The organism is Ilumatobacter sp., assembly GCF_030065885.1.
Lineage (GTDB): Bacteria > Actinomycetota > Acidimicrobiia > Acidimicrobiales > Ilumatobacteraceae > Ilumatobacter.
Map to the genome: position 1 here is coordinate 40,576 of NZ_JASJCS010000011.1, position 11,617 is coordinate 52,192.

9 protein-coding genes and 1 pseudogene are annotated in these 11,617 nt (G+C 69.4%); 6 read left to right on the forward strand and 4 right to left on the reverse strand.

Translation table 11 applies throughout. The features are described from left to right. Positions 1–2 precede the first annotated feature (2 nt). On the forward strand, positions 3–734 hold the full coding sequence (locus QNJ12_RS04710; protein ID WP_300619513.1) for a 4'-phosphopantetheinyl transferase superfamily protein: 732 nt from the start codon (positions 3–5) through the stop codon (positions 732–734). 39 nt (positions 735–773) lie between these two features. Here QNJ12_RS04710 and QNJ12_RS04715 read toward each other — a convergent pair whose 3' ends face one another. The 3 genes from QNJ12_RS04715 to QNJ12_RS04725 form a co-directional block, all read right to left on the reverse strand. Beyond that, on the reverse strand, positions 774–2,990 hold the full coding sequence (locus QNJ12_RS04715; RefSeq protein ID WP_300619515.1) for an EAL domain-containing protein: 2,217 nt from the start codon (positions 2,988–2,990) through the stop codon (positions 774–776). Between the two features lie 127 nt (positions 2,991–3,117). Further along, on the reverse strand, positions 3,118–3,843 hold the full coding sequence (locus tag QNJ12_RS04720) for a GntR family transcriptional regulator (RefSeq protein ID WP_300619517.1): 726 nt from the start codon (positions 3,841–3,843) through the stop codon (positions 3,118–3,120). Beyond that, positions 3,840–4,232, reverse strand: coding sequence for a glyoxalase (locus QNJ12_RS04725; RefSeq protein WP_300619519.1), 393 nt, complete (start codon positions 4,230–4,232; stop codon positions 3,840–3,842). Before QNJ12_RS04725 ends, QNJ12_RS04720 begins: the two co-directional genes overlap by 4 nt. A 24-nt stretch (positions 4,233–4,256) precedes the next feature. Here QNJ12_RS04725 and QNJ12_RS04730 point away from each other — a divergent pair, with 24 nt between their 5' ends. Both QNJ12_RS04730 and QNJ12_RS23685 read left to right on the forward strand, forming a co-directional pair. Next, entirely contained in the window at positions 4,257–6,530 is a 2,274-nt protein-coding gene (locus QNJ12_RS04730; protein WP_300619521.1) for an aconitate hydratase, read from the forward strand. A gap of 65 nt (positions 6,531–6,595) precedes the next feature. Next, positions 6,596–7,015: pseudogene (locus tag QNJ12_RS23685) on the forward strand (nitroreductase family protein); the annotation flags it as partial. Between the two features lie 153 nt (positions 7,016–7,168). Here the strand turns inward: QNJ12_RS23685 and QNJ12_RS04735 are convergent. Then, positions 7,169–8,086 (reverse strand): phosphatase PAP2 family protein, encoded by a 918-nt coding sequence (locus tag QNJ12_RS04735; RefSeq protein ID WP_300619523.1) that lies wholly within the window; start codon positions 8,084–8,086, stop codon positions 7,169–7,171. A gap of 137 nt (positions 8,087–8,223) precedes the next feature. On the opposite strand from QNJ12_RS04735, the gene QNJ12_RS04740 reads away from it, so the two are divergent. From QNJ12_RS04740 to QNJ12_RS04750, 3 genes are all read left to right on the forward strand, one after another. After that, positions 8,224–8,760: a DinB family protein gene (locus QNJ12_RS04740; RefSeq protein WP_300619526.1), complete on the forward strand. Its 537-nt coding sequence runs from the start codon at positions 8,224–8,226 to the stop codon at positions 8,758–8,760. Positions 8,761–8,925: 165 nt separating this feature from the next. Then, entirely contained in the window at positions 8,926–9,447 is a 522-nt protein-coding gene (locus tag QNJ12_RS04745) for a sigma-70 family RNA polymerase sigma factor (protein WP_300619529.1), read from the forward strand. After that, positions 9,440–11,524, forward strand: a complete 2,085-nt coding sequence (locus QNJ12_RS04750) for a hypothetical protein (protein WP_300619532.1) — start codon at positions 9,440–9,442, stop codon at positions 11,522–11,524. The genes QNJ12_RS04745 and QNJ12_RS04750 overlap by 8 nt, the downstream gene beginning before the upstream one ends. The last annotated feature ends 93 nt before the right edge of the window (positions 11,525–11,617 follow it).

An 11,617-nucleotide genomic window follows, 5' to 3' on the forward strand; every position in this document is an offset into this window, starting at 1 on the left:
GCATGGCCGAGGTACCGGCCCACGACGCGTGGCTCACCGAGGTCGAGGCGGCACGCCTCAACGGTCTGCGCTACCCGAAGCGCCGCGACGAGGCCCGGCTCGGTCGATGGACGGCGAAGCGCGCCGTGGCGGCAGCGCTCGGCCGCGACGATGCAGGCGGCCGCGACCACGCGGTCCTCCGCGAGCTCGTGATCCGGAACGCCAGCGACGGTGCCCCCGAGGTCTTCGTCGGTGACGAGCAGGCGCCCGTTCGGATCTCGATGACCGATCGCGCCGACTGGGCGGTGTGCACCGTCATCGACGACGAAGTCGACATCGGGTGCGACCTCGAGATCGTCGAGCCGAGGAGCCACGGCTTCGTCCGGGACTGGTTCACGTCGGTCGAGCACGAGATGGTGGCGTCCTGCCCCGACCATCACGACCTGCTCGCCAACCTGATCTGGTCGGCCAAGGAGAGCGCGCTGAAGGTACTCCGGACTGGACTCCGCCGCGACACGCGGTCGGTCGAGGTGCGGCTCGACGGCTGGCCGGCCACCGCGCAGCCCGGCCGTTGGGACGCGCTGTCGGTGGTCGACGTCGAGGGCGCCCGGTTCGCCGGATGGTGGCATCGATTCGGCGACTTCGTGCTCACGTACGCCAGCGCGTCACCGACCCCGCAGCCCGAGCCGCTGGTCGAGCCGTCGCCGCTGCATGCCGCGCAGCCGAGCCACCGCTGGATGGAGGCGCCGGACTGACCGCGGCGCGCAGGCGCGGGGCAGGGCACCCCGTCGTGCTCAGGTCGGCAACGGCAGCGAGCGTTGGGCGGACAGCTCGGTCTCGTCGACGTCCCAGCACCAGGCATCACCTGCGAGCCGCTCGACGAGCGCATCGAGTGGCTCGGGACGGGCGAACAGGTAGCCCTGCAGATGGTCGACGCCGAGCTCGCACAGCCGCAGCGCCTGTGCGGTCGTCTCGACGCCCTCCGCGACGGTCTCCATACCGTAGGCCTGCGCGACGCCGATCGCCGCTGCGACCACCGCTTCGCCGGCGGGGTCGGCCAACCGGTTCACGAGGGCTCGGTCGATCTTGAGCATCGTCGCCGGGAGCCGGTGGAGCGCCGCCAGCGACGAGTACCCGGTGCCGAAGTCGTCGACCGCCAACCCGACACCGGCGTCGAGAAGTCGCTGGAGCTGCATCAGGGTTCGATCGGTGTCGTCGATGATGTGCTGCTCGGTCATCTCGAGGCACAGTTGGCCGGTCGGGCGCCCGTCGGCGCGCTCCGAGACGAGCTTCTCGAAGAGCTGCTCGGACTGCAGCTGCATCGGCGACACGTTGACCGATGCGTGGCACATCTTGGCCGTGGCCTCGTTGACCGCATCGACGGCGGCCAACGCCTCGTCGATCATCTGCTCGCCGAGCCGGTCGATCAAGCCGAGCTCTTCCGCGAGGGGGATGAACTCGTCGGGCGGCACCCAGACGCCCTCGCCCTCGTGCCAGCGCGCGAGGGTCTCGATGCCGCACAGCTGCCAGTTCGACGCGCGCACCATCGGCTGGAAGAACGCGGTGAGGTGCCCACCTTCGAGCGCCGGCCGCAGCTGCTGCTCGAGGTGCATCCGCCGGACCACGCCTTCGCGCGTCGACGACTCGAACAGCCGCCAGCGACCTCGTCCCGCCCGCTTCGCCTCGTACATCGCCGCATCCGCGTCGCGCAGCACCTCGCCGGGTGTCCGCTGCGCGTCGATCTTGACGACGCCGACGCTGGCGGACAGCTGCCACGTGCGGCCGGCCACGAAGACGGGTTCGGCGAAGGCATCGAGGCACCGCTGTGCCATCGAGGCGTGGTCGAGCTCGGCCGAGACGCCGATCGCGACGAACTCGTCCCCGCCGAACCGGCCGACGACCCCAACGCCGCTCATGGCTGCGCCGAGCCGGTTGGCCGCCTCCCGGATCACGTGATCGCCGGCCTCGTGGCCGAGACCGTCGTTGACGACCTTCAGCCGGTCGAGGTCGATGAAGCAGACCGGCTGACCGCGCTCGTCTCCGTCGAGGATCGTGCGCAGCATGGTCTTGAGCACCCGCCGGTTCGGCGTGCCCGTCAGCGGATCGATCTCGGCATCACGCACGAGCTGCGCCTGCATCCGGTTGCGGTCGAAGGCGACCGCAGCGAGCCGGCTGGCCAGCTCGAGGATCGTCCAGTCCTCGTCGTGAGGGTGGGCGACGTGCGGACCGTAGACCTCGATGCAGCCGCGGCTGTCCTCGCCGCGAGCGTGCCTGATCGGCACCGACCAGATGCACCCGAACCGCTCGCCGGCGTCGTTCATCGCCGCCACCGACGTCGCCCAGCGGGGTTCGCCGACATCGGCCGCGATGATCACCTCGTCCTCGTTGACAGCGAGGGCACCGGGGTGGTGCGCGTCGTCGCGGATCAGCAGCGCCATGCGATCGGTGAACGTCGGCGGCAGGCTCGGCGAGGCCGTGGCCTCGCCGGCCCAGAGATGCTCCTCGAGGAAGGCCGCGGCGCGGAAGCCGGGCAACGCTCGCTCGAGGAAGACCAGGATCTCGTTGACCGCCGCGTTGAGCGAGCCACCGAGCGCGATCTTCCTGATCGCCTCGGCCTGCGCGTGCAGGAGCTGCACCGAGCGGCGCCGATCGAGTGGATCGCCGAGGTTGAGCAGGACGAGGCCGATCGCCTCGAGGCAGTTGTCGGCGACGACGTCGACGGGCACCGAACCGTCCGCACTCCGGAGCGCGACCTCGAGGACCTGATGGTGACCGGGCCGCTGGAGCACACCCCCGAACGACTCGACCGCCTGCTCGGCGTCGAAGTCCTCGATGAACTCGAGGAACGATCGACCGATGACGTCGTCGATGCGCAGCCCGAAACGGCCGTCGAGGTCGGCGCTGACGTACCGGATGACACCGCCGTCGTCGACGCCGACGACACCGCCGTAGCCGGGCAGTCGTCGGCCCTCCGCTACGCGGGCGAGATCCGCGTCGATGGCAAGGGTCACATCAGTCTTTCGTCTCGTGGCCAGGAGAACTTGAGGAAAATCAGAAGAATCCTCCAACGTATGCCGGCGCGACGCCGTCGTCCACCGTACGTGCGCTCTCACGCAGTCAGCCGGCACGAACCGCCGGTCAGTCGACGAGGCGCAGCCCGACGGGCGACATCGACGGCTCGTCGTTGGGGAGATCGACGACGAACTCGGTCCGGTGGGCGGGAAACAGGTGCTCGCTCAGCAACACCGGCGAGCCGTCGAGGTCGGTGGTCACCCGCTGGCACCTCAGCAGTGGCGCCCCCACGGGAACGGCGAGGAGCTCGGCGTCGGCCTGCTCGGCCGACACCGCGCCGATCGTCTGGGTGGCGCCGCGCAGCTCGACCTGCAGCAGCTCGTAGAACGGGCGTCGCTGCACATCGTCCATCGAGAGCCGCTTGCCGAGATGCTCGGGACACCAGACGGTCACCAACGCGAACGGCTCGCCGTCGGCGAGGTTGACCCGTTTGACCCGCAGCACCCGGGCCGATGCGAGTCGTCGCTCGACGTGGGGCGGAGCGGCCTCGAACGAGAACTCGACCACCTCGCGCACCGCTGCCCGACCACTCGACTCGAGCTGCGCCTCGATCGTGCCCAAGCGTTCGAGATGCTGCTGCACCGGCTCGGTGGCGACGAACCAACCGAACCCCTGGCGAGCCGCGATCAGGCCGTCCTCGCGGACCAGTTCGAGCGCTCGGCGCACGGTGACGCGGCTGGCGGAGAACTCGCTCGAGAGCTCGGATTCGCTCGGCAGGACCGAGCCGGGTGCGGCGTCACGGGCGCGCCGCCGCAGCTCGTCGGCGATCTCCTGGTAGCGGATCCGCCTCACTGCTCACCTGCCTCGATCAGCTCAATCCGGTTGCCGAACGGATCGGCCACGTGGCAGCGCTCGACACCGGGGATCTCGTCGCTCCAGGCCGCGTCGAGCCCGGTCGACTCGATCAACCGTCGGAGCCCGCGAACGAGGAGCGCCGGGTGCGCCTTGCGCGCCGGCACGAAGTCCTCCTCGACGCCGACGTGCACCTGGATGCCACCGGCCGAGAACCAGGCACCACCGCGTCGGGCGAGCGCTGGTGGTTTCGGCACCTCGCTGAAGCCGAGCCGGTCGACGAAGAACTCGCGCGCGCTCGGCTCGCCGCCGACCGGGATGGCCAGCTGGACGTGGTCGATCCCCGCCCAGCGGGACCGGTCGCTCGCGCCGGACTTTGCCGTCTCCATGAGACTTGTATTATAGTTGTCTACATGTCTGTGAGCGCAACCACCCCGATCGAGCTCGTCGAAGCCGTCTACGCCAGCTTGCCCGGCAACACCGACCTGGGGCGGGAACGCCTCGGGCGACCCCTCACCCTCGCCGAGAAGATCCTGATCAACCATCTCGCCGATCCGGCCGCGCAAGAGCTCGAGCGCGGCGCGAGCTATGCCGACTTCCATCCCGACCGGGTGGCGATGCAGGACGCCACCGCCCAGATGGCGCTGCTCCAGTTCATGACCGCCGGCCTGCCCGAAGCGGCCGTGCCCTCGACGGTCCACTGCGACCACCTCATCCAGGCCAAGGTCGGCGCACAGATCGACCTCGGCGTCGCGATCGACACCAACGCCGAGGTCTACGACTTCCTCAAGTCGGTGTCGGCGAAGTACGGCATCGGGTTCTGGGGACCCGGCTCGGGCATCATCCACCAGGTCGTGCTCGAGAACTACGCGTTCCCCGGCGGCATGATGATCGGCACCGACAGCCACACCCCCAACGCAGGCGGCCTCGGCATGGTCGCCATCGGCGTCGGCGGGGCGGACGCCGTCGACGTGATGACCGGCTTCCCCTGGAACGTCCGGTGGCCGAAGGTCATCGGCGTCGAGCTGACCGGCACGCTGTCCGACTGGTCGAGCCCCAAGGACGTGATCCTCGAAGTCGCCCGCCAGCTCACGGTGAAGGGTGGCACGGGCGCGATCGTCGAGTACCACGGCCCGGGTGCCGACACGATCTCGGCCACGGGCAAGGCGACGATCTGCAACATGGGGGCCGAGATCGGAGCGACCACGTCGCTGTTCGGCTACGACCACAACATGTCGCAGTACCTCAAGGCGACGGGTCGCGAGGCGATCGCCGACGCGGCCGACCACGTCGCCGAGCACCTGCGAACCGACGACGGCGCCCACTACGACCAGCTGATCGAGATCGACCTCGACGAGCTGAAGCCGCTGATCAACGGCCCCCACTCCCCCGACCGCGCTCACCGCGTCGGCGCAGCCGGCGTCGGCGCCGAGGCCCGGGCCAACGAGTGGCCGCTCGAGCCGTCGGCGTGCCTGATCGGGTCGTGCACGAACTCGTCGTACGAAGACATCACCCGCGCCGCGTCGATCGCCCGCCAGGCTGCCGCGAAGGGGCTCACCGCCAAGGTCGACCTGCTCGTCACCCCCGGCTCCGAGCAGACGCGGGCGACGATCGAGCGCGACGGCCTGCTGGCCGATCTCGAGGCGATCGGGGCGACGGTGCTCGCCAACGCGTGCGGCCCCTGCATCGGCCAGTGGAGCCGGCCCGAGGCGATCACCGGCCAGACGAACACGATCGTCACCTCCTTCAACCGCAACTTCCCGAAGCGCAACGACGGTTCCGCGAACACGCTCGCGTTCGTCACCTCGCCCGACACCGTGATGGCGATCGCCCTCGCCGGCCGCCTCGACTTCGACCCGACGGTCGACACGATCACCGCCCCCGACGGCAGCGAGGTGACGCTCGACGCCCCGGTCGGGCAGGTGCTCCCCGATGCGGGCTACGACCCGGGCAAGAACACGTTCACGCCGCCGCCCGACGACGGCAGCGGTGTCGAGGTGATCGTGAACCCGACGAGCGAGCGGCTGCAACTGCTCGAGCCGTTCACGGCGTGGAACGGTGAGGACTACCTCGGTCTGCCCGTGCTCGTGAAGGCCCAGGGCAAGTTCACGACCGACCACATCTCGATGGCGGGGCCGTGGCTGAAGTACCGCGGCCACCTCGAGAACATCTCGGGGAACCTGTACCTCGGTGCGGTGAGCGCCTACCGCGACGGCCTGGTCGGCCAGGGCAAGAACCAGCTCACCGGCGAGATCGAGAGCTTCCCCGACATCGCGAGGGCGTACCACGAGGCCGACCAGCCGTGGGTCGTGATCGGCGACGAGAACATGGGCGAGGGCTCGAGCCGCGAGCACGCTGCGATGGAGCCCCGATTCCGCAACGGGCTGGTGGCGATCGCCCGGAGCTTCGCCCGCATCCACGAGACGAACCTCAAGAAGCAGGGCATGGTGCCGCTCACGTTCGCCGATCCTGCCACCTACGACCTGATCGACGAGGACGACCGGATCAACGTGCTCGGCCTCCCGCCGGTGCCCGGCCGGCCCGTGCAGTGCCAGATCGTGAAGCCCGACGGCACCACGATCGACTTCGAGGGCCACCACACCTTCAGCGACGAGCAGGTCGACTGGTTCCGCGGCGGTTCGGCCCTCAACATCGTGCGACAGAAGGTGGCGGCGGGCGAGGCCTGAGGAGTCGCGTCTGAGACGCCTCCGCTGCGCTCGAGGCGTGCCCGACGTCGCTAGGTTCGCGCGCCATGGACCTTCGAGAGGGCATTCGCACGACCGGCTCCGTCCGCGACTTCCTCGACGAGCCCGTCCCCGAAGAGACGGTCATCCAGATCCTCGACGATGCGCGGTTCGCGCCATCGGGCGGCAACCGGCAGCCGTGGCGGGTCGCCATCGTCCGTAATCCGTCGATCCGACGTTCGATCGGCGCGCTCATGCAACCCGTCTGGGACGAGTACATCGCAGCGATGCGGGAGGGTCAGGTGCCCTTCAACTCGGTCGACTACGCGCCACCGGCCGAGATCGCACACGTGCGGTACTCCGTGGTCGAGCAGATCGAGTCGGTGCCGGTCGTGCTCGTCGTGGCGGCCGACCTGCGGGTGCTGGCCGGCACCGACCTGACGCTCGACCGGCCGGCAATCGTGCCGGGCGCGTCGATCTACCCGTTCTGCTGGAGCGTGCTGCTCTCGGCGCGCGCCCACGGCCTCGGCGGTGTGCTCACCACGTTCCTGGGCCCGGCAGGAGTCAGCGGCCGCCGAGGTGCTCGAGCTGCCCGAGCACCACGCGATTGCGGGCGTGGTGTTCCTCGGCAGGGCCGAGCATCAGCCGACGAAGTTGCGGCGGTCGTCGGTGTCGTCGTTCGCGTCGTACGACACCTTCGAGGGCGCCCGAACCGGCTGAAGCACGAGCTGCTCACCGTCGGCGTCGTCACCGACGTCGTCGCTGCGGTCCTCGTTGACGAACGACTCGAGCTGTGCGATGCCGGCCTCGGACTGGAAGCGGAGCTTCGTCCACGACCAGCGCCGGTCACCGACCCAGACCGAGACGACTCGCCACCCGGCGATGCCGCCGAGGATCAGCAGCGCGGCTGCGGCGGCATCGATCCACCAGTGGTTCGCAGTGGCGATGATCGACAGCGTCATGAGCGTCGGGTGGATAACGATCAGCCAGCGCCATCGCGACTTGAGCACCGCGATGACGGCGATCGCCTCGATCATCGCCCACCCGAAGTGCAGCGACGGCATGGCGGCGATCTGGTTGGCGGTGCCCTCGAGTGCGTTCTTCGGGTAGATGCTCGGCCCGAACTCGCGCATGGTGTCGACGAACCCGTGCATCATCCGCGGCGGTGCCAGCGGGAACATCAGGTGGATCAGGAGCGCCGAGAACGTGGCGAACGCCATCAGGTTGCGGAACGGGCGATACCGGTCGTGGTGCCGGAGGTACAGCCACAGCAGCAGCCCGATCGCGGCGGGGAAGTGGAACCAGATGTAGTAGTGGTTGAGCAGCTTGATGATCGTGGGGTGATCGAGCAGGAAGCGCTGGAGGTTGTCCTCGAACGGCAGGCCCAACCACTCCTCGAGGCGGACGATGTCGCGGGCGTTGGCGAACGCCGCTCGGAGGTCGGTCCGGTTCACGCCGCGGATGGTGCGGTAGATGATCAGCAGGACACCGCAGATCGCGATCTCGACGAACAGCTGCGCTCCGTACCGGCTGCGCCACCACGACGCGACCGAGCGCACGGTGCCTCGTTCGCCCGCGCCTATCGCCGATCCCACGATCCTCTCCTCCTCGTGACAACAGTAGTCCCGTAACATCATCGACATGGAGCAGAATTTTCTGAAATCGGTGCTTTCCGACGTGACATGTGGCGCACCTCGTGGGTGACACCGTTATCCCACCCGTCGACCTGGCCGCCAGCCCACCGATGGCGGCTGCAGAACGTCACACACTCGTCACGTTCCTCGACTACTTCCGCTCGGTGCTCCTCCGCAAGGCGAGCGGGCTCACCCCCGAACAGCTCGCCACCCGCCTCGGACCCTCGACGCTGACGATCGGCGGCATCGTCAAGCACATGGCCGTCGTGGAGGACGGCTGGTTCCAGGAGGTCTGGCTCGACGCCGAGATGCCCGAGCCGTGGGCGTCAGTCGACTGGGAGCATCACCCCGACTGGGAGTTCGACACCGCCGGCGACGACTCCCCGACCGACCTGCTGCAGCTGTTCACGGCGGCCGTCGACCGCAGTCGAGCCGCCGTCGAGACCTGCGACGACCTCGACCTGCTCGCGGCCAGAGAGTTGTCGAGCGGGCCGACGAGCATGCGGTGGATCCTCGTGCACATGATCGAGGAGTACGCCCGCCACTGCGGCCACGCCGACCTCATCCGCGAGTCGCTCGACGGTTCGACCGGCGATTGACCGCGCCGGTGAGCGATCGGCAGATGACGAGTCGATGAAGTCCGGTGTGGGACGGAACCGATCCGTCCCCTCGGGCGTCTAGATCACGTGACGATGACCGACTCGTCGGCCGACCCATCACCCGGTTCCGCTGATCCGGCGAGCGCCGGCGAGCGTGGTCCCGCTTTGCCGACACCACTCCCACCACCGACCGTCGAGGGCGCACGCCACGGTCACGTCGAGCCGACCGAGTTCGAGACGTTCTGCGCCCGCGAGCATGCACGGCTGGCACGCGCGCTGTCGCTGGCGCTCGACAATCGCGAGCTCGGCCGCGACGCGGCGGCCGAGGCGCTGACGAGGGCGTTCGAACGCTGGGACGAGGTCAGGCTGCACGCCAACCTCACCGGCTGGGCCTACCGGGTCGGCCTCAACTGGGGCCGCTCCCGGCTGCGGCGCCGCCGGCGGGAGGTCTCGGTGGTGCTCGTCCCCGAGCGGCCACGACCGGCGCCCGAGATCGACGACGGCGTCGCCCGTGCGCTCGCACGACTCTCCACCGATCACCGCGCCGTCGTGGTCGGCCGCTACTACCTCGACTGGTCCGAGGCCGACGTGGCCGCCGCGCTCGACATCCCGCCCGGCACGGTCAAGAGCCGCCTGTCGCGGGCGCTCGCACAACTCGAACAACACCTGGAGCACGACGATGCCTGATCAGCACGAATCACCGATCCACGATCGCCTCCGCAGCACGCTCGCCGCGTCGGCCGAGGAGGTCGTCGTCGAGCCGAACCCGAGCGACGTGGTCACGGCGCGGGCGGCCTCGAAGCGGCGCCGACGCCGCGCACTGGTCGGCGGCGGCGTCGCGGCCACCCTGTTCGCAGGCGCCGGGCTGCTGATCGCGGTCACCGGCGGCGAGGACAGCGCGGTCCAGATCGCCGACGACGAGACCTCGGATGAGACGTCCGAGGACACCTCCGACGACGCAGGCGCCGCGGCGGCCAGCACCGGCGACGGCGCCGACACCTCGGCGACCGAGACCCGAGACACGGTGCCGCCGGAGGCGGGCACCGACGATGACGCCGCGACGTCGTCGGTGGCCGAGGTGGCGCCCGCGCTCCCGGCGTCGACCGAGAACGCGGTCCAGCTGCTGCCGTGGCACGACGGGTTCTTGAGCATCAGCCATGAGTTCGAGCCCCAGCCGCTCACGCCGCTGCCCGACGAGATCGTCGCGTTGTTCCCACCCGAGGTGCAGGAGGCGTTTCCCGACGGATTGCCGCCGACGATCCAAGAGGCGACCGAGGTCCTCGGCGAGGCAGGGCTGCTCGACGAGGTCTCAGCGGTGCTCGAGGAGCATCCCGAGGCGTCGGACGCGATCTACGCGACGCCGCCACCACCGCCGCGCCTCACCGCACGGTTCACCACCGACGGCGTCGACTGGACCACGACCGAGATCGAGCTCCCGCTGCAGTTCGGCCATCAGTTCAGGGTCGCGGGCGACCGGCTCGTCGCATGGGGCGTGGACGAGCCGACCTACGACGAGAGGCCCGGGCGGCCCGACGACGACGGCACGAGGACGCTCGTGATCGCGACGACGACCGATCTCGTCACGTGGAGCACGGTCGAGGTCGAGCTCGCGGTCACACCGACCGTCGACGAGTTCGTCCACACCGACATCTGGGTCGAGAGCGTGGCGCTGTCGGGCGATCGCTGGTTGGCACTCGCGCAGCAGCACACCTGGTTCGACTTCGAACAGCTCCTGCCCGACGACATCCGCGAGATGATGCAGAGCCGTGGCGGCGGGGGGTACAGCAATTCTTCGAGCGGCATCGAGGTCGAGGTCTTCGACGAGGCCGGCGAACGCACGACCTTCGAGTTCACGTGGGAGGAGCTCGGTCTCGACGGCAACCCCGAGCCCTTGAGGTTCGAGCCCGACATGAGGTTGCTGGGCGGCGACCTCGGCGGCGATCACGGCGAACTGCCGTTGCCCGACGACTTCGGGTGGGGCACGCTCACCACACTCGACGACGAGTTCGTGCTGATCACCGACTCGAAGATGCTCAGCAGCGCCGACGGGAGCGCCTGGACGTCGCTGCCGGGTGTCCCGGTCGGTTCCCACATCACCTCGATCGTGCCGATCGACAACGGCCATCTGATCGTGGGGGATTCACTCGAGGGCCCGCAGGCGTGGATCCGAGCCGCCGACGGCTCGCTCACCGAGGCCCAGCTCCCCGAGCTCCCCGAGCGGTACGGACTGTGGAACCAGGGTTCGTCGGCGGCATGGATCACCGAGGTGCACGACGACGTCATCGAGGACTGGAAACCGGTCACCATCACGGTCGAGCACGAGGGCTTCGTCCTCGTGCAGACCGACGGTCCCGACGGCTCGAGCTATGTCCTCACCGACGCTGCGACCGGTGAGGTCGTCCAGTCGGCCACGATCGACTACCGCGACGAGTCGACCCAGACATGGGAGTTCGACGAGGAGAGCGGCACGGCGTCGATCGTGATCCGAGACGACGCCGGCGACGAGTTGGTGCGTATCCCGGAAGAGGTCTTCGCCGAAGCCGCCGAAGCGGCGTACGACGCCATCGACGTGCCCGCGGTCGAGGAGGAGTGGTCGCCCGACTTCTGGCTGATCGCCACGACGAACGGTGTGGACTGGCTGGTGCGCGATCTCGACGATCCCGATCCCGAGGGCGAGTTCGCCATCTGGCCGCAGTTCGCCGCCGTCAACGGCGATCGGATCCTGTACCAGACCGTCGACGGCTGGGTGTTCGAGCAGTTGTAGGTGACGCTGCCGCGAGCGCGCCCGGTTAGCGTCGGGCGCGCGATGCGGATCTTCCTCACCCACAACCCAGAGGATCTCGACGCGTACTACGGC

What these genes read in the sequence shown, in the direction of transcription:
- QNJ12_RS04725 (WP_300619519.1), bottom strand. Translation starts at nt 4,232, where the DNA reads ATGGAGACGGCAAAGTCCGGCGCGAGCGACCGGTCCCGCTGGGCGGGG.
- QNJ12_RS04750 (WP_300619532.1), top strand. Translation starts at nt 9,440, where the DNA reads ATGCCTGATCAGCACGAATCACCGATCCACGATCGCCTCCGCAGCACG.
- QNJ12_RS04710 (WP_300619513.1), top strand. Translation starts at nt 3, where the DNA reads ATGGCCGAGGTACCGGCCCACGACGCGTGGCTCACCGAGGTCGAGGCG.
- QNJ12_RS04730 (WP_300619521.1), top strand. Translation starts at nt 4,257, where the DNA reads ATGTCTGTGAGCGCAACCACCCCGATCGAGCTCGTCGAAGCCGTCTAC.